The organism is Streptomyces sp. NPDC048257, from assembly GCF_043201855.1.
In the GTDB taxonomy this organism is placed as follows: domain Bacteria; phylum Actinomycetota; class Actinomycetes; order Streptomycetales; family Streptomycetaceae; genus Streptomyces.
Window position 1 is genome coordinate 139,774 of the sequence record NZ_JBICZI010000004.1, and the last position, 17,107, is coordinate 156,880.

General features: G+C 71.1%; 14 protein-coding genes. 7 read left to right on the forward strand and 7 right to left on the reverse strand.

All coding sequences use genetic code 11. The features are described from left to right. Both ACGFZK_RS11200 and glgB read left to right on the forward strand, forming a co-directional pair. Positions 1-1,446 (forward strand): maltokinase, encoded by a 1,446-nt coding sequence (locus ACGFZK_RS11200; protein WP_393848606.1) that lies wholly within the window; start codon positions 1-3, stop codon positions 1,444-1,446. Next, positions 1,443-3,737, forward strand: a complete 2,295-nt coding sequence (gene glgB, locus ACGFZK_RS11205; RefSeq protein ID WP_393848607.1) for a 1,4-alpha-glucan branching enzyme — start codon at positions 1,443-1,445, stop codon at positions 3,735-3,737. Before ACGFZK_RS11200 ends, glgB begins: the two co-directional genes overlap by 4 nt. Before the next feature lie 19 nt (positions 3,738-3,756). Here the strand turns inward: glgB and ACGFZK_RS11210 are convergent, their stop codons facing one another. Beyond that, positions 3,757-4,098, reverse strand: a complete 342-nt coding sequence (locus ACGFZK_RS11210) for a thioredoxin family protein (RefSeq protein WP_393848608.1) — start codon at positions 4,096-4,098, stop codon at positions 3,757-3,759. Between the two features lie 20 nt (positions 4,099-4,118). Beyond that, positions 4,119-4,511, reverse strand: coding sequence for a MerR family transcriptional regulator (locus ACGFZK_RS11215; protein WP_393848609.1), 393 nt, complete (start codon positions 4,509-4,511; stop codon positions 4,119-4,121). A gap of 393 nt (positions 4,512-4,904) precedes the next feature. On the opposite strand from ACGFZK_RS11215, the gene ACGFZK_RS11220 reads away from it, so the two are divergent. Then, positions 4,905-5,528 carry an XRE family transcriptional regulator gene (locus tag ACGFZK_RS11220; protein WP_393848930.1) on the forward strand — a complete coding sequence of 208 codons (624 nt, stop codon included), beginning with the start codon at positions 4,905-4,907 and terminating at the stop codon, positions 5,526-5,528. 67 nt (positions 5,529-5,595) lie between these two features. Here the strand turns inward: ACGFZK_RS11220 and ACGFZK_RS11225 are convergent, their stop codons facing one another. Then, positions 5,596-6,621 carry an ATP-dependent 6-phosphofructokinase gene (locus ACGFZK_RS11225; protein WP_393848610.1) on the reverse strand — a complete coding sequence of 342 codons (1,026 nt, stop codon included), beginning with the start codon at positions 6,619-6,621 and terminating at the stop codon, positions 5,596-5,598. Between the two features lie 224 nt (positions 6,622-6,845). On the opposite strand from ACGFZK_RS11225, the gene pta reads away from it, so the two are divergent. The 3 genes from pta (at position 6,846) to pyk (ending at position 11,764) form a co-directional block, all read left to right on the forward strand. Next, entirely contained in the window at positions 6,846-9,002 is a 2,157-nt protein-coding gene (gene pta / locus ACGFZK_RS11230) for a phosphate acetyltransferase (RefSeq protein ID WP_393848611.1), read from the forward strand. Positions 9,003-9,055: 53 nt separating this feature from the next. Beyond that, a complete protein-coding gene (locus tag ACGFZK_RS11235; protein WP_393848612.1) occupies positions 9,056-10,270 on the forward strand; it encodes an acetate kinase in 1,215 nt (404 codons plus the stop codon). Positions 10,271-10,333: 63 nt separating this feature from the next. Next, positions 10,334-11,764: a pyruvate kinase gene (pyk, locus tag ACGFZK_RS11240; RefSeq protein ID WP_393848613.1), complete on the forward strand. Its 1,431-nt coding sequence runs from the start codon at positions 10,334-10,336 to the stop codon at positions 11,762-11,764. Positions 11,765-11,875: 111 nt separating this feature from the next. On the opposite strand, the gene ACGFZK_RS11245 is transcribed toward pyk, so the two are convergent. The 4 genes from ACGFZK_RS11245 to ACGFZK_RS11260 all read right to left on the reverse strand — a co-directional run bounded on the left by ACGFZK_RS11245 (position 11,876) and on the right by ACGFZK_RS11260 (position 16,121). Continuing rightward, positions 11,876-13,159, reverse strand: coding sequence for a hypothetical protein (locus ACGFZK_RS11245; protein ID WP_393848614.1), 1,284 nt, complete (start codon positions 13,157-13,159; stop codon positions 11,876-11,878). Further along, a complete protein-coding gene (locus tag ACGFZK_RS11250; protein WP_393848615.1) occupies positions 13,149-13,739 on the reverse strand; it encodes a DUF6114 domain-containing protein in 591 nt (196 codons plus the stop codon). The genes ACGFZK_RS11245 and ACGFZK_RS11250 overlap by 11 nt, the downstream gene beginning before the upstream one ends. A gap of 107 nt (positions 13,740-13,846) precedes the next feature. Beyond that, positions 13,847-14,488 carry a DUF6230 family protein gene (locus tag ACGFZK_RS11255; RefSeq protein ID WP_393848616.1) on the reverse strand — a complete coding sequence of 214 codons (642 nt, stop codon included), beginning with the start codon at positions 14,486-14,488 and terminating at the stop codon, positions 13,847-13,849. A gap of 628 nt (positions 14,489-15,116) precedes the next feature. Then, positions 15,117-16,121, reverse strand: a complete 1,005-nt coding sequence (locus ACGFZK_RS11260; RefSeq protein ID WP_393848617.1) for a tetratricopeptide repeat protein — start codon at positions 16,119-16,121, stop codon at positions 15,117-15,119. Positions 16,122-16,370: 249 nt separating this feature from the next. Between ACGFZK_RS11260 and ACGFZK_RS11265 the strand changes: the two genes are divergently transcribed. Then, positions 16,371-16,991: a TetR/AcrR family transcriptional regulator gene (locus tag ACGFZK_RS11265; RefSeq protein WP_393848618.1), complete on the forward strand. Its 621-nt coding sequence runs from the start codon at positions 16,371-16,373 to the stop codon at positions 16,989-16,991. Positions 16,992-17,107 lie beyond the last annotated feature (116 nt).

Here is a 17,107-nt window from a genome sequence, read left to right on the forward strand (position 1 = left end):
ATGTCGGAGGCTGCATCCGCCCGGAGCCGGCTGACGGCCGACCGGGCCGCCGGGATCGCTCCGCTGGAGCCGATGCTGAGGGCCTGGCTGCCCGCACAGCGCTGGTTCGCGGGCAAGGGCCGCACCATCAGCAGACTCAGGACCGTCTCGGCGGCCGAGCTGCTGCCGCCGGGATCCACTCCCGGCCTGCTGCACCTGCTCCTCGACGTCGACGGGGACTGCTACCAACTGCTGCTGGGCATCCGCCCCTCCCTGCCGCCCGCCCTCGCGCCCACCCTGATCGGCCATGCCGAGGACGGCCCGTACGCCGGCCGGGCGGTCTACGAGGCGCTCGGCGACCCCCGGCTCGCGGCCATGCTGCTGGAGCGGCTGCGCTCCCCCGGCGTGCTGGGGCCGCTGCGCTTCGACCGGGATCCGGCCACGCCGATCCCGGCCGGGCTCACGCCCCGGCCGCTGTCCGGGGAGCAGACGAACTCGTCTCTGATCTACGGAGATTCGTTCATCCTGAAGGTGTTCCGCCGGGTCGGCCCCGGGGTCAATCCGGACCTGGAGCTGCCCAGGGCGCTGGCCGCCGCCGGCTGCGCCCGCGTCCCGGCGCCCGTCGCCTGGTACGAGGCCGAGCCGCCCGGCAGCGAACCGCTGACCCTGGGGGTGCTCCAGCCGTACCTGCGCGGCTCCGACGACGGCTGGCAGCTCGCGCTGCGCCGGCTCGGCGCCGGGGCCGACTTCACCGCCGAGGCGCACGCCCTGGGCCGGGCCACCGCCGAGGTGCACAGTGCGCTGGCCGCGGCGCTGCCCACGGTCGCGCTCGGCCCGGAGCAGACCGCCCGGCTCGCCGCCGGGATGACGGCCCGGCTGGCCGCCACCGCCCGGGAGGTGGCGGCGCTGCGGCCCTACGAGGCGGGGCTGCGGGGTGCCTTCGACGCGCTGGCCGCCTCCCGCGGGGCGGGGGTGCCCGCCCAGCGGATCCACGGGGACCTCCATCTGGGTCAGACGCTGCGCACCCTCGACGGCAGCTGGTCGTTGATCGACTTCGAGGGCGAGCCGGCCCGGCCGCTGGCCGACCGGCGCCGCCCCGAACCGGCGGTGCGGGACATCGCCGGGATACTGCGCTCCTTCGACTACGCCGCGCGCTCGCACCGGCCGTTCGCCCCTGCCTGGGCGGACGACTGCCGGGCGGCCTTCTGCGAGGGCTACGCCCGCACCACCGGCCGGGACCCGCGCGAGGATCCCGTACTGCTGCGCGCGTACGAGACCGACAAGGCGGTGTACGAGGCCCGTTACGAGTCCCGGCACCGACCCGACTGGCTGCACGTCCCGATGGCCGCGATCCGGCGGCTCTCGGAGCCCGTACGGCCCGCCCACCGCGTACCGCCGACCCCGCCCGCCCCCGGCTCCATCTCCCCGCACCCCCATCCGAAGCCCCCGAGGAGGCCGCTCGCGTGAGCGCCGCACGACAGCCGTCACCGACCGTCCGCGACGAAGCCGCACCCGCCCCCGCGGCGGCGAAGAAGGCCCGGACGCCCCGGGCCCGCCGCGCCGCCCCTGCGCACGGCGTCCGGCCGGCGCCCGCACTCGGCTCCGACGAACGGGCCCGGCTGCTGGAGGGCCGCCACCACGATCCGCACGCGGTGCTGGGAGCCCGTACCCAGCGGGGCGGGGTGGCCTTCCGGGTGCTGCGCCCCCACGCCAAGGCGGTCACCGTGGTCGCGAAGGGGCTGCGGGCCGAGCTCGTGGACGACGGCGACGGGCTGTTCTCGGGGCTGCTGCCGCTGACCGGCGTGCCGGAGTACCGGCTGCTGGTCACGTACGACAGCGACGAGATCGAGGTGCACGACCCGTACCGGTTCCTGCCCGCCCTGGGCGAGCTGGACCTGCACCTGATCGGCGAGGGCCGCCACGAGCAGCTGTGGACGGCGCTCGGCGCCCGGCCGATGGAACACCAGGGCGTGGCCGGGACCCGGTTCACGGTGTGGGCGCCGAACGCCCAGGGGGTCCGGGTCGCCGGGGACTTCTCGTACTGGGACTCGGTCGCCTATCCGATGCGCTCGCTCGGCTCGACGGGTGTGTGGGAGCTGTTCCTGCCCGGGGTGGGCACCGGGACGCTCTACAAGTTCGACATCACCCGCCCGGACGGCAGCCACACCCTGCGTGCCGACCCGATGGCCCGGTCCGCGGAGGTCCCCCCGGCGAACGCCTCGGTGGTCACCGCCTCCCGGTACGAGTGGCAGGACGCGGCGTGGATGGCCGAGCGCGGCGCCCGGCCCCCGCACCAGGCCCCCTTCTCGGTGTACGAGCTGCACCTGGCGTCCTGGCGGCCCGGGCTCTCCTATCGGCAGCTCGCCGAGCAGCTCCCCGCGTACGTCAAGGAGCTGGGCTTCACGCACGTGGAGCTGATGCCGGTCGCCGAGCACCCCTTCGGCGGCTCGTGGGGCTACCAGGTCACCGGTTTCTACGCGCCCACCTCACGGATGGGCACCCCCGACGACTTCCGCTTCCTCGTGGATGCGCTGCACCGGGCCGGGATCGGCGTGATCGTCGACTGGGTTCCCGCGCACTTCCCGCGCGACGACTGGGCCCTCGCGGAGTTCGACGGGCGGCCGCTGTACGAGCACCACGACCCGCGCCGGGCCGCGCACCCGGACTGGGGGACGCTGGAGTTCGACTACGGCCGCAAGGAGGTCCGCAACTTCCTCGTCGCCAACGCCGTGTACTGGTGCGAGGAGTTCCACGTGGACGGCCTGCGCGTGGACGCGGTGGCCTCGATGCTCTACCTCGACTACTCGCGCAATGAGGGCGAGTGGGCGCCCAACGAGCACGGCGGGCGGGAGAACCTGGACGCGGTCGGCTTCCTCCAGGAGATGAACGCGACGGTGTACCGGCGCTGCCCGGGCGTGGTGACGATCGCGGAGGAGTCCACGGCCTGGACGGGCGTGACCCGGCCGACGGACTCCGGCGGGCTCGGCTTCGGCCTGAAGTGGAACATGGGCTGGATGCACGACACCCTGCGCTACATGTCGAAGGAGCCGGTGCACCGCAAGTACCACCACAACGACATGACCTTCGGGATGATCTACGCCTTCAGCGAGAACTACGTGCTGCCGATCTCGCACGACGAGGTGGTGCACGGCAAGGGTTCGCTGGTGTCGAGGATGCCCGGGGCGGACTGGTGGCAGCAGCGGGCCTCGCACCGGGCGTACCTGGGCTTCATGTGGGCCCACCCGGGCAAGCAACTGCTGTTCATGGGACAGGAGTTCGCACAGGGGTCGGAGTGGTCGGAGGCGCACGGGCCGGACTGGTGGCTGCTGGACTCCTCCTACACGGCGGCCGGCGACCACCGGGGCGTACGGGACCTCGTGCGCGATCTGAACCGTACGTACGCGGCGGCGCCCGCCCTGTGGGAGCGGGACACCGTGCCGGAGGGCTTCGCCTGGGTGGAGGCCGATGCCGCGGAGGACAACGTCTTCGCCTTCCTGCGGTACGCGCAGGACGGCTCGCAGCTGCTGGCGGTGTCGAACTTCTCGCCCGTGGTCCGGCACGGCTACCGGATCGGGGTGCCGGGGGAGGTGGCGCTGTGGCAGGAGGTGCTCAACACCGACCTGGAGGTCTACGGCGGCAGCGGCATCCACCACGCGCAGCCGCTGCGGCCGGAGCCGGTACCGGCGCAGGGCCGCCCGGCGAGCCTGCGCATGACCCTCCCGCCGCTGGCGACGGTCTGGTTCCGGCCGCAGGGCTGAGGCCGCCGGGTCCGTGGGCTCAGGCCGTGGCCAGGTGCTCCTCCAGTTCCTGGAGGAGCCGGCGCCTGGCCCGGGCCCCGACCAGCTGCCGGACGGGCTCGCCGTCACGGAAGACGAGCAGGGTCGGCATGGACAGCACCCCGTACCGGGTGACGGCCCCGGGGTTGCTGTCCGCGTCGATCTGCACGACCTTGAGCCGGCCGGCCTCCTCGGCGGCGATCGAGGACAGGACGGGGGCGAGCTGGCGGCAGGGGCCGCACCAGTCCGCCGTGAACTCCACGAGGACGGGCCGTCCCCGCTCCGCGAGCACCTCGGTCTCGAAATCCCCGTCGGTCACCTGCGCCACACCGTGGGCCTTCATGTCAGCGTCCTCCCTCTCCCTCATCCGGTCATCTCGCACTTCGGCACGGCCGCTTCGCCGGCCGCCCGCTCCGCGTCGGCCAACTGCCGCCCGAGCTGCTCGCGTACGTCGGTCAGCTGGCCGATCAGGCCGTCGAGCTCCGCGAGCTTGCGCCGGTACACGGCGAGCGAGGCGGGGCAGGAGTCGCCGGCCGGGTGGCCGGCCCGCAGGCAGTCCACGAAGGGCCGGGTCTCCTCCAGCTCGAAGCCGAAGTCCTGGAGCGTGCGGATCTGGCTCAGCAGCCGCAGGTCGTCCTCGTCGTAGGTCCGGTAGCCGTTGCCGGCCCGCCGTGCGGGGAGCAGCCCGCGGGACTCGTAGTACCTGAGCGTCCGGGTGCTGGTTCCGGCCCGCTCCGCCAGTTCGCCGATGCGCATGGGGCGACCGTAGTCCTTGACGCCGACGTGAAGGCAAGGGAAGAAGAGGCGGGGGGGCGGGGCCCTCGCCACCCCCGTGCGCGAGGGCCCCGACAGGGATCACGCAGAAAAGGCGTCGGCGGTTCACAACGTGCGGGGCCTGTGAAGGGTCTTGCATCGGCGGGCGTTGGCTGGAACCGTACCCATGGAAAGGATCTTCGGGGTCACCGGTTACCGGACAGTCGCCCAGAAAACCGACGAAAGCCCTTTACTTCATAGGACGTTCCTACGAGGTATGGGCTTGTTTGTTTGGTCTGTAGGCGCCACAGCCTGGCCACTTCTACGGTGTGCGGTGTGCACTCCAGCCCACCTTTCAATGCCCCCGCCGCGCGTCGCCTGCGCGCGGCCCTGGGCATGGCTCCCGGTCACGTCGCCTATGGCCTGCGCGCCCAGTACGGACTCGTCGTCGCGCCCGAGACCGTGATGGCCTGGGAGCGTGGCGAGATATCACCCTCCTCCGCCGAGCTCACGGCGCTCGCGGGCGTCCTGTGGTGTTCCCCTGGGGAACTCCTCGCCGAACCGGTCACCCTGCGGGAGCACCGGATCGCCCGGGGGCTCGTGGCGGACGAGCTGGCCCGGCGGATCGGCCTGGAGACGACCTCGTACCAGAAGATGGAGGACACCGGACGCTGGAAGGGCAACGAGCGGCAGTCCGCCGCCCTCGCCACGGTGCTGGGTCTGACGCTGGCCCAGTTCGTGACGGCGACCGGCAAGCACGAGGAACTGGCCGAGCTGCTGCGCAGTGCGGTGACCACCCGCTGGCAGGCGTACGTGAAGCCGCTGGGCAAGCTGCTGCCGATCCCCAAGCACCATCTGGAGGCGGTGCTGGAGCAGCTGCACGGGGACTACCAGTCGCGGATGGTGGCGACGCTCAGCTGGGGCGGCGGGCAGGGCGAGGCGGGCAGCGGGGACGCCGGCCGGGAGTTCCTCGTCGAGATCGTGGACCGGTTCTGGCACCTGGCGGGCGGTGCGTCGTAGGACGCCCCGGGCAGGCACCGAGGACGTTCGGCCGGGGAAGCCGGGGCGGAGGTCCCGCCCAGGCCACCTAGAAGACGGACTCGGCCTCGTACATGCGCTCCTCGGGGACGGTCTTCAGCTCGGTGACCGCCTGGGCGAGCGGGGCCATCACGATGTCGGTGCCGCGCAGGGCGGTCATGTTGCCGAACTCGCCGCGGTGCACGGCCTCGACGGCGTGCCAGCCGAAGCGGGTCGCGAGCACCCGGTCGTAGGCGGTGGGGGTGCCGCCGCGCTGGACGTGGCCGAGGATGACCGGGCGGGCCTCCTTGCCGAGGCGGTGCTCCAGTTCGATCGCGAGGCGGTTGCCGATGCCGGCGAAGCGCTCGTGACCGTACGCGTCGATCGCGCCCTTCTCGTAGGGCATCGAGCCCTCGGCGGGGTGCGCGCCCTCGGCGACGCAGATCACGGCGAACTTCTTGCCGCGGGAGAAGCGTTCCTCCACCATCTTCACCAGTGCGTCCACCTCGAAGGGGCGCTCCGGCAGGCAGATCCCGTGCGCGCCGCCGGCCATGCCGGACTCCAGGGCGATCCAGCCCGCGTGGCGGCCCATGACCTCGACGACCATCACGCGCTGGTGCGATTCGGCGGTGGTCTTGAGGCGGTCGATCGCCTCGGTGGCGACCATGACCGCGGTGTCGAAGCCGAAGGTGCGGTCGGTGGAGGAGATGTCGTTGTCGATGGTCTTCGGTACGCCGACGACCGGCATCCCGGCGTCCGACAGCATCCGGGAGGCGGTCAGGGTTCCCTCGCCGCCGATCGGGATGAGGGCGTCGATGCCGTAGCGCCTCGCCAGCTCCTGGGCGTTCTCGGCGGCTTCGTGGAGACGGGCGCGCTCCATGCGCGCCGAGCCGAGAATGGTGCCGCCACGGGCGAGGATGCCACTGACGGCGTTGATGTCGAGGGAGCGGAAGTTGCCGTCGAGGAGGCCCTTGAAACCGTCCTCGAAACCGATGACCTCGTCTCCGTGCCCGACCACGGCGCGGTGTACGACCGACCGGATGACAGCGTTGAGGCCCGGACAGTCGCCGCCTGCGGTGAGAACTCCGATACGCATCGTGCTGTGTCTCCTGCCGTACATATGAAGGGCGTAATGGTGAAGCCTGTCCGATTGTTCCACGGGCCCGGGGTGGCGCGCGTTTTCGGCTGCTCCGCTCCGCAGGCCTTTCGGCCCTCCCGGCCAGGCCTTTTCCCGGGGGGCGCCCTATCCATTGACAGAGGTATTGTCAAGGGGTCAAGCCAGACCAATAAGGCATTCACAGCATGGGACGGAGTGCGGGCGTGACGCGCAGCGTGTACGTGACCGGGATCGAGCGGGGGGACGGCCGCCAGGTCGTCGAGCTGGGGATCATGGAGCTGCTGACCCGGCAGACGGCCCGGGTCGGCGTCTACCGTCCGCTGCTGCACGACGCACCGGACCGGCTCTTCGACCTCCTCAAGGCCCGCTACCGGATCGAGCAGGACGCCTCGACGGCCTACGGGATGTCATACCGGGAGGCCTCGGCGATCCTGGCCGAGAAGGGCACCGACGAACTGGTGTCCCAGCTGGTCGACCGCTACCACCGGGTGGCCCGCGACTACGAGGTCATGCTCGTCCTCGGCACCGACTACGCGGAGACCAACCTCCCCGACGAGCTGGCGCTCAACGCCCGGATCGCCAACGAGCTGGGCGCGGTCGTCGTCCCCGTCGTGGGCGGCACCCGGCACCAGGCCGAGGCCGTGCGCGCCGAGGCCCGCAACGCCTTCCGGGCCTACGAGACGCTGGGCTGCCACGTCGTCGCGATGGTCGTCAACCGGGTGGCCGCGGAGGACCGCGACCTCATAGCCGAGCGGCTGGCCGCCCGGCTCCCCGTGCCCTGCTACGTCCTGCCGGACGACAAGTCGCTCTCCGCCCCGACCGTCGCCCAGATCACCCGGGCGCTCGGCGGCGAGGTGCTCCTCGGTGACGAGGCGGGGCTGGCCCGCGACGCCCTGGACTTCGTCTTCGGCGGCGCCATGCTGCCGAACTTCCTGAACGCCCTGACCCCCGGCTGCCTGGTCGTCACCCCCGGGGACCGCTCGGACCTGGTCATCGGCGCACTGGCCGCGCACACCTCGGGAACCCCGCCGATCGCCGGTGTGCTGCTCACCCTGAACGAGCGCCCGGGCAAGGACATCCTGACGCTGGCCTCGAAGCTGGCACCGGGCACGCCCGTGGTGTCGGTGGCCGGCAACAGCTTCCCGACCGCCGCCGAACTCTTCTCGCTGCAGAGCCGGTTGAACTCCGCGACCCCGCGCAAGCTGGAGACCGCGCTCGGCCTGTTCGAGCGGCACGTGGACACCGGCGAGCTGCGCGGTCTGCTGTCGGTGGCCCGTTCGGAGCGGGTCACCCCGATGATGTTCGAGCACGAGCTGCTGGAGCGGGCCCGCTCGGACCGCCGCCGCGTCGTCCTGCCCGAGGGCGCCGAGGAGCGGGTGCTGCGCGCCGCGGACGTGGTGCTGCGCCGGGGGGTCTGCGACCTGACCCTGCTGGGCGAGGAGCAGGCGATCCTGAAGAAGGCCGGCGACCTCGGCATCGACATCTCGGGAGCGCAGCTCATCGACCCGGCGACCTCCCCGCTGCGGGAAGGTTTCTCCGAGTACTACGCCCAGGTCCGCGCCCACAAGGGCATGACCGTCGAGCTGGCCAACGACGTGGTCACCGACGTCAACTACTTCGGCACCCTGATGGTGCAGCGGGGCCTGGCCGACGGCATGGTCTCCGGTTCGGTGCACTCCACCGCGGCGACCATCCGCCCGGCCTTCGAGATCATCAAGACCGATACAGCCGCGCGAAGCGCGTCGGACAGGGTGGTGGCGGGCGACGGGAGGGCGAAGCCGGAGGCGTCGATCGTCTCCTCGGTGTTCTTCATGTGTCTGGCCGACCGGGTCCTCGTCTACGGCGACTGCGCGGTCAACCCGGACCCGAACGCCGAGCAGCTCGCCGACATCGCCGTCCAGTCGGCCGCCACCGCGGCCGCCTTCGGCGTCGAGCCGCGGATCGCGATGCTCTCGTACTCGACCGGCACCTCCGGCAGCGGCGCGGACGTCGACAAGGTCCGCAAGGCCACCGAGCTCGTCCGCGCGCAGCGCCCCGACCTTCTGATCGAGGGTCCGATCCAGTACGACGCGGCCGTGGAGCCCTCGGTCGCCGCGACCAAGCTGCCCGGGTCCGAGGTGGCCGGCCGTGCGACGGTGCTGATCTTCCCCGACCTGAACACCGGCAACAACACGTACAAGGCCGTGCAGCGTTCGGCGGGCGCGGTCGCGGTCGGCCCGGTGCTCCAGGGTCTGCGCAAGCCGGTGAACGACCTCTCGCGCGGCGCGCTCGTCCAGGACATCGTCACCACCGTGGCCATCACCGCGATCCAGGCCCAGGGCGCGCCGACGCCCGGGTCCGCGCCCGCGGCCACCGCCTGATCCGCCCGCACCGCCCCTCCCCCACCGCCCGCGACAAAGAAGGACCCCTCATCGTGACCGCATCGCGCGTGCTCGTCCTCAACTCCGGCTCCTCGTCGGTCAAGTACCAGCTCCTCGACATGGCGGACGGGTCCCGGCTCGCCTCCGGCCTGGTGGAGCGGATCGGCGAGGAGACCTCCCGGCTGGTGCACGAGCCGCTCGCGGGGCCGGGCGGCGCCGGTGGCAGGCGGGAGCAGCTCGGCCCGATCGCGGACCACGGGGCCGCGCTGAAGGCGGTGGCCGCGGAGCTCGCCGCCGACGGGATGGGCCTGGACTCCCCCGAACTGGCCGCCGTGGGACACCGGGTGGTGCACGGCGGGACGCGGTTCACCCGGCCGACGGTGATCGACGACGAGGTACTGGCGGAGATCCGGAACCTGATCCCCTTGGCCCCGCTGCACAACCCGGCGAACGTGACGGGCATCGAGGTGGCGCGCTCGCTGCGGGCGGACGTTCCGCAGGTCGCCGTGTTCGACACGGCCTTCCATTCGACGATGCCGGAGTACGTGGCCCGCTACGCGATCGACGCCGAGACCGCGGACGCGTACTCCATCCGGCGGTACGGCTTCCACGGCACCTCCCACGCCTACGTCTCCCGGGCGACGGCCCACCTGCTCGGCAGGCCGGTGGAGGACGTCAACGTGATCGTGTTGCACCTGGGCAACGGCGCCTCCGCGTCGGCCGTGCGCGGCGGGGTGTGCGTGGAGACGTCCATGGGCCTGACCCCGCTGGAGGGTCTGGTCATGGGGACCCGTTCGGGCGACGTCGATCCGGCGGTCGTCTTCCACCTGGCGCGGGTGGGCGGCTTCTCGGTGGATGAGATCGATTCGCTCCTGAACAAGAAGAGCGGTCTGCTGGGCATGTGCGGCGACAACGACATGCGCGAGGTGCTGCGGCGGGCGGGCGAGGGCGACGAGGCCGCGAGCCTCGCCTTCGCCGCGTACGTCCACCGGCTGAAGAAGTACATCGGGGCCTACTCGGCGGTGCTCGGGCGGGTGGACGCGGTGACCTTCACGGCCGGGGTCGGCGAGAACGCCCACCAGGTCCGCGAGGCTGCTCTCGACGGTCTGGCCGGGCTGGGCCTGGTGCTGGACCCGGAGGCCAACGCGCTGCGCTCCGCCGAGCCGCGGCTGGTCTCGGTGAAGGACGCCCGGGTGGCGGTGGCGGTGGTCCCGACCGATGAGGAGCTGGAGATCGCCACCCAGACGTACGCGCTGGTTACCCGCTAGTCACTTGGACTTTCCACCAGACGGAATATTCCGCTACGAAACAAACCGGATAGGATCCGCTTCATGCGCCGTTCCAAAATCGTCTGCACGCTGGGCCCCGCCGTCGACTCGTATGAGCAGCTGAAAGCGCTCATCGAGGCAGGTATGAACGTGGCCCGATTCAACTTCAGCCACGGATCCCAGGCAGAACACCAGGAGCGGTACGACCGCGTCCGGCAGGTCTCCGAGGACACCGGGCGCGCCGTCGGCGTCCTCGCCGACCTCCAGGGCCCGAAGATCCGTCTGGAGACCTTCGCCGAGGGTCCCGTCGAGCTGGTGCGCGGTGACGAGTTCACCATCACCACCGAGGACGTCCCGGGCGACAAGTCCATCTGCGGCACCACCTACAAGGGCCTCCCGGGCGATGTCGCCAAGGGTGACCAGATCCTGATCAACGACGGAAACGTCGAGCTCCGGGTGACCGGGGTCGAGGGCCCGCGGGTGCGGACCATCGTCATCGAGGGCGGTGTCATCTCGGACCACAAGGGCATCAACCTGCCGGGTGCCGCCGTGAACGTCCCCGCCCTGTCGGAGAAGGACGTCGACGACCTCCGCTTCGCCCTGCGGATGGGCTGCGACATGGTCGCCCTGTCCTTCGTCCGCGACGCCACCGACGTCAAGGACGTCCACAAGGTGATGGACGAGGAGGGCCGCCGGGTCCCCGTCATCGCCAAGGTCGAGAAGCCGCAGGCCGTCGAGAACATGGCGGCCGTGGTCGACGCCTTCGACGCGGTCATGGTGGCCCGTGGTGACCTGGCCGTCGAGTACCCGCTCGAGAAGGTCCCGATGGTCCAGAAGCGGCTCATCGAGATGTGCCGCCGCAACGCCAAGCCGGTGATCGTCGCGACCCAGATGATGGAGTCGATGATCACTAACTCCCGCCCGACGCGTGCGGAGGCGTCCGACGTCGCCAACGCGATCCTCGACGGCGCGGACGCGGTCATGCTGTCGGCCGAGTCCTCGGTCGGCGCCTACCCGATCGAGACCGTCAAGACGATGTCGAAGATCGTCACGGCGGCCGAGGAGGAGCTCCTCTCCAAGGGCCTCCAGCCGCTGGTCCCGGGCAAGAAGCCGCGCACCCAGGGCGGCTCCGTCGCCCGTGCGGCGTGCGAGATCGCGGACTTCCTCGACGGCCAGGCGCTCATCGCCTTCACCCAGTCCGGGGACACCGCCCGCCGCCTGTCGCGGTACCGCGTGACCCAGCCGATCCTGGCCTTCACCACCGACGTCAACACCCGCAACCAGCTCACGCTGAGCTGGGGCGTCGAGTCCTACATCGTCCCGCACGTGGACACCACCGACGCGATGGTCGACCTGGTGGACGGCGAGCTGCTCAAGCTGAACCGCTACAACCAGGGCGACACGATGGTCATCACCGCCGGCTCGCCCCCCGGCGTCCCGGGCACCACCAACATGGTCCGGGTCCACCACCTGGGCGGCGACACCCGCGACTGACGTCGCCCGCCGCACCGGCTCTGCCGCACAGAGGCCGAGGGCGGCACCCGGAATCCCCTGAGGGGATTCCGGGTGCCGCCCTCGGCGTTTTCGCCGGTATCCGGCGCGGGACTACTCCGGCGGGCCGATGTAGTTCTTCAGGCCCGGGACCGTCAGGGTGCCGCCGAACTGGCCGGCCTGGACGACCTTGACGTCCGTGAAGAACGCGAACGGGACGTTCAGCGGCGGCGGGCTGTTCGGGGTGAACTCGATCGGGATCAGACCGAACAGGTTCCCCTTGAGGCTCTCGGTGTACATCGTCACCGTGCCGCCGCGGATCTTGGACGTGGAACCCGGACGCGACTTCAGGTGGGCGACGTTCCCCGACTTGCCGACCGTCTGGTAGAGGTCCTTGATGTCCAGCGAGTCCGCGGTGAACTTCAGGACCTTCTTGGTCTTGCCGCCGGCCGTCTTCACCTCGACGATGCCGTGGTAGTCCAAGCCGTAGAGGGTCAGCAGGGAGCTGTCGAGGTACCAGGGCTCGTCCGGCAGGAGCGGGACGTCCTGCTCCAGCTCGGCGTCGGCCAGCGCCTTGGCGTCGTAGGTCGGGCACGGGAAGGGCTGCTTCCCGTCCGGGTCCTTCGTCTCCTCGTCCTTGGCCTTGTCGTCCTTGGCCTTGTCGTCCTTTTCCTTGTCGTCCTTGTCCTTGTCGGACTCCTCGCCCGTCTCGTCCTTCGGGTCCTTCTCGGTCTTCTTGACCTCGTCGGACAGCTCCGAGACGTCGACTCCGGCCTGCTTCGCCGCGTCGCGGATCGCGTCCGCGGCCGGATCGGGGGCCGGGGTCGCCTTGGCGGTCGTGGACGGTGTGGGCGTCGGGGTCGCCTTCGCCTTCGCGTCCTGGAGGGGCTTGCCGAGCTGGTCGACGAGGCCCTTGAGCGCGTCGCCGACACCCAGCGGGTCGAGCGGGTTCGTGGACTTGGTCTGCTCCGGCGACGGAGTGGCGGCCGGGGCCGTCTCCTTCGTCACGGGGGGCTTGGACGCCGAAGGGGAGGTGCTCGGCTTCGGCTTCGCGGCGGCGGACGCGGAGGGCGTCGCATCGGGCGACGTACTCGGCGAAGGCGTCTTCGAGGGTGTGGGGGACGGGGACTTCGACTCGGTCTCCGCGGGTTCGTCGGACCGCGTCACACACGGCCCGGGCGCGAAGGGGATCTCCTTGTCGTCGGCCACGGCCAGCTTCGGCGCCATGCCCATCCCGACGAACACGGCCGTCGGCATCGCCGCGAGCGCCATCGTCTTGCCGACGGGTATGTGGATCTTGTTCAGCAGCGACTTCCTGGGCGCCGCGTGGCGCGGCCCCTTCACTACACGGGACTCTGCACCTGGGGCCACGCCCCGCTGCGTCTCGTCACCCCGCACTGTTCCTCCCGCCATCGGCGTGGGCAGTCGTCTCGCTCGCATGTGCCGTTTCCGTCCCACGGGGACCCGGGATGCCGTGGGTGCCCATGTCCGCCGTCGCCGCGGCCTTGGTCAGGCCGACCGCGCCCGGCTGCTGCTGCTCGGCCCTCGGCTCCTCACCCTCCTCGGCCGGCTGTCCCGGCGCCCAGGCCAGGGCGAGGGCGCCGCCGACCATGGAGAGGGTGAAGCCGACGAAGAAGCCGCCGAGGTTGGACACCGGGATCGAGACCAGGGCGAGCAGGATCGCGGCGACGCCGGCGAAGACGCGGATGGTTTCCTGGAACCAGAGGGCCAGGCCCAGCGTGATCAGCAGTACACCGATGATCAGTGCGCCCGCGCCGCCGGTGGTGGCCATCGCGAGGCTGACGTTGCCCAGCCGGAGGTCCGCGTACGGGAAGTACGCGATCGGGAGGCCACCGAGGAGCGTGAACAGCCCGGCCCAGAAGGGACGGCGGCCGCTCCAGGCATGGAAGCGGTAATACACCACGGTGGGCCAGGCGTCGTCTTCTGCGCGAACGTAAACCGGGGCCTGGGGGTTCATGGACAACAGCTCCCTGGAAACGGTGGTACGGAGAAATCTGTGGAGCCCGGACGGGCGGAGGACGACGGCTGCCGCCGCCCGCCCGTCCGGTCAGACACGGGGACTGATCAGTCCTTGATGTCCTGGTAGCAGGGCTGGTCGCCACCGAGGAGGCGCAGCTTCAGGTTGGGCAGCTTGAAGGTGCCCGCCGTGGTCGCCCACGCCTTCTGCTTCACGTTCGTCAAAATCGCCCGGTCGGCGCGCTGCGAGAACGCGTACGGGCTGGCGACCGTGCCGGCCTGCGGCTTGGTCTTGTGGCTCGGGTCGCCCACCGCGACACCGATGTCCAGGTTGGTGAACTCGGCATCGGTGTCGAGCTCGGCCACATCCAGGTAGATGTTGCTGGCCTCGGCCGGAGTGCCCTTGTGACCGGTCTTCAGCTGGAGCGTGATGTTGCCCAGCGGAGTCGGGGTGACCAGGGACTGGCACATGTTGGTGATCTTGGCGTTGCTGAACCCGGAGATGGTGACCGGGTGGTGCGCCGCGTTGCCCTTGAGGTCGTGACCCTCGGCGACACCGCCGTACTGGATGAGGTTTTCACCGTCGAGCTTGTCGGCCGAGACCTTGAAGTCCTGGCCGGAGACGCTGAACGACGCCGCGAGGGCACCCTGCGCCAGACCCACACCGACCGCGGCCGTGGCCGCGATGCTCGGCACCATGACGAGCGCAAAGCGCTTCCATCTGGTCCCGCCACGAACCTGAGAACTCATTTCGTTCCTCCTTCTCGGACGTACATCTCCGGTCCGGGCCGTGCCCGTCCTGGGATGGGAGAAGTGCTACGTCCTCGGGAAGGAGCGCAGGCGGCCGAGCCGCGGCTGTGCCACGTCCGGTACACCGGCGATCACCCCCGAGCGACAACCACTGGGCCACGCGTTCGCGCAACCTGGAGGACAGGCCCCGCCGGTGTGGCAGAGACCCCCCTGTCCCACGGCCGGTGCCACTGCCACAGGCCGGCTCGGTGGGGACCCTCCACCGCGGCTCCGAGTGAGCGGCTCTGCGGGAAGGACCGAGCGTCGCCGATCGTGGTCCATTCCAGGCCGGGACACAAGGGGGTTCGTTACTGGCGGGTAACGGCCAGATAACCTGAGTACGACCCCCCGCCGTCGGGCAGCAACACAGGGTGTTACCCAGGGCCACGACAGAACGGGCGAATGATGAACACACCGGACAGTTCACGGGGTTCGATTTACTGCGAGTAACAGCGGCCGCAATTACCAAGTTTTGGCAAAGTGCGGCCGCTGTTTAGCTACCTGTCAATAAATCGCCGGTGTCCCGGTGATGTACGGGAGACTCGCCGGGGCAGGCTCGGAGCGGCCAGGAAGCCGGTCCGGAGCCGTCCTAGAAGAGCACCCGCGCGAGCGCCGTACGCGCCGCCGAGACCCGCGGGTCGTCCGCGCCGATGACCTCGAACAGCTCCAGCAGCCGCAGCCGTACGGCGTCCCGGTCCTCACCGAACGTGACGCGGACGGTGTCCACCAGGCGCCCGAAGGCGTCTTCCACGTGACCGCCGACCAGGTCGAGGTCGGCTGCGGCGATCTGCGCCGCCGGGTCCCGCGGGTTCTCGGCCGCCGCGGCGCGCACCGCCTGCGGGTTCATGTGCTGGACCCGGGCGAGCAGCTCGGCCTGGGCGAGGCCCAGCTTGGCCTCGATGTTGCCCGGGTCGTCCGCGAGTACGTTCTTGTACGCCTGGACCGCGCCGCCCAGGTCACCGGCGTCCAGTGCGACGACGGCCGCCTCCAGCAGCGCGTCGTATGGGCCGGCCGGGATCTCGTGGCCGACCGAGGCGGCCGGAGCGGCTCCCTCCGCGTTCGGGTCCACCTCGATGCCGATGATCCCGAAGCGGTCCTCGGCGACCTGGACCAGCTGGGCGAGGGTCTCGCGGATCTGCTGCTCGGGCACCACGCCCTGGAACAGCGGCAGCACCTGACCGGCGACCACGGCGAAGACGGCCGGGATGCCCTGGATCTGGAACTGCTGCATGAGCATCTGGTTGGCGTCGACGTCGACCTTGGCGAGCACGAGGCGGCCGTTCGCCTCGGTGATCAGACGCTCCAGCAGCGGGCTGAGCTGCTTGCACGGCTCGCACCACTCGGCCCAGAAGTCCAGGACGACCGGAACCTCGGCGGAGAGCTGGAGCACATCGCGTTCAAAGCCGGCCTCGTCTACGTCGACGACGAGCGCGGAGGGCGGGACGGCACCGGCGGACGGACCCGCCCCGCCGGCCTGACCGGCATGACGGGCCGCTTCGGCGCGGGCCTGCTCGGCCTTGGCCTTGGCCTCGCCGGCCGCCTTCACCGCGGCGAGGTCGACGACGCCGCTCATGGACATGTTTCTGGGCTGCATGCGTACATCCTCCCCCGTGTGCGCGCGCCGACGAAAAAGATCGCGTGAATTGGCCGAGCCGCCGTACTGTCGCGATCGTGATGCTGGGCGGCGCCGGGTCCCCACCTGGCGCCTGTAGCTCTTCGCGTGGTTGTCGCTCTTACGCTACGAGCCGTAGCGTAACTCTCCCGGCGGCCCGCCGCTCCCCTTCCGGGCCCGTGATCTGAACCACAGCGGCCGCTTCGGCTACCGGCGGGTATGGTCTCGGCCATGCGCAACCCCAGCCCCGGCCGCACCGGTCGTCCCCGCAGTGCCACCGCGGACGCCGCGATCCTCGCCGCGACCCGGGACGCGCTGGTCGAGCTGGGCTGGTCGAAGCTGACGATGGGGGACGTGTCCGCCCGTGCGGGGGTCGCCAAGACCACCCTCTACCGGCGCTGGGCGGGCAAGAACGAGCTGGTCGTGGATGCGGTGGCCGAGCTCTTCGACTCGCTCGAACTCCCCGACCGCGGTTCCCTCGAGGCGGACATCGAGTACGTGGTCCTGCAGTTCGCGGAGCTGCTGCGGCGCCCGGAGGCCCGTACCGCACTGATGGCGGTCGTCGCCGAGTCCACCCGGGACGAGGCCCTGCGTGACCGGATCCGGTCGGCGATCGTGGACCGGCAGAAACGTCTCGTCGTCCTGGGCCGCGAACGGGCCCAGGCTCGCGGCGAACTCCCGTACGAGGACGACGAGTCCCTCGCGGGCCGCACGACGGACCTGATCTTCGACGTGATCGCGGGCACGGTGGTGCACCGCGCCCTGGTGAGCTCCGAGCCGGTGGACGAACTCTGGGTGGCCACCTTCACGGCCCTCCTGATGCACGGTCTCCAGGGCCCGTCCGCTCCGTGAAACGGGAACGGCCGGGGATGGGGGCCCCGGCCGGGGGCCCACGCAGCGCCGGGCACCCAAATCCGCACCCACAAACCCGCGCCCGGCCCGTCACCCCCCCGCGCGCGGGACGGGTC

Excerpts from the sequence above, each read along its gene's own strand:
- ACGFZK_RS11200 (WP_393848606.1), top strand. The coding sequence starts at position 1 with ATGTCGGAGGCTGCATCCGCCCGGAGCCGGCTGACGGCCGACCGGGCC.
- ACGFZK_RS11210 (WP_393848608.1), bottom strand. The coding sequence starts at position 4,098 with ATGAAGGCCCACGGTGTGGCGCAGGTGACCGACGGGGATTTCGAGACC.
- ACGFZK_RS11215 (WP_393848609.1), bottom strand. The coding sequence starts at position 4,511 with ATGCGCATCGGCGAACTGGCGGAGCGGGCCGGAACCAGCACCCGGACG.
- ACGFZK_RS11220 (WP_393848930.1), top strand. The coding sequence starts at position 4,905 with ATGGCTCCCGGTCACGTCGCCTATGGCCTGCGCGCCCAGTACGGACTC.
- ACGFZK_RS11225 (WP_393848610.1), bottom strand. The coding sequence starts at position 6,621 with ATGCGTATCGGAGTTCTCACCGCAGGCGGCGACTGTCCGGGCCTCAAC.
- pyk (WP_393848613.1), top strand. The coding sequence starts at position 10,334 with ATGCGCCGTTCCAAAATCGTCTGCACGCTGGGCCCCGCCGTCGACTCG.
- ACGFZK_RS11250 (WP_393848615.1), bottom strand. The coding sequence starts at position 13,739 with ATGAACCCCCAGGCCCCGGTTTACGTTCGCGCAGAAGACGACGCCTGG.
- ACGFZK_RS11255 (WP_393848616.1), bottom strand. The coding sequence starts at position 14,488 with ATGAGTTCTCAGGTTCGTGGCGGGACCAGATGGAAGCGCTTTGCGCTC.
- ACGFZK_RS11260 (WP_393848617.1), bottom strand. The coding sequence starts at position 16,121 with ATGCAGCCCAGAAACATGTCCATGAGCGGCGTCGTCGACCTCGCCGCG.
- ACGFZK_RS11265 (WP_393848618.1), top strand. The coding sequence starts at position 16,371 with ATGCGCAACCCCAGCCCCGGCCGCACCGGTCGTCCCCGCAGTGCCACC.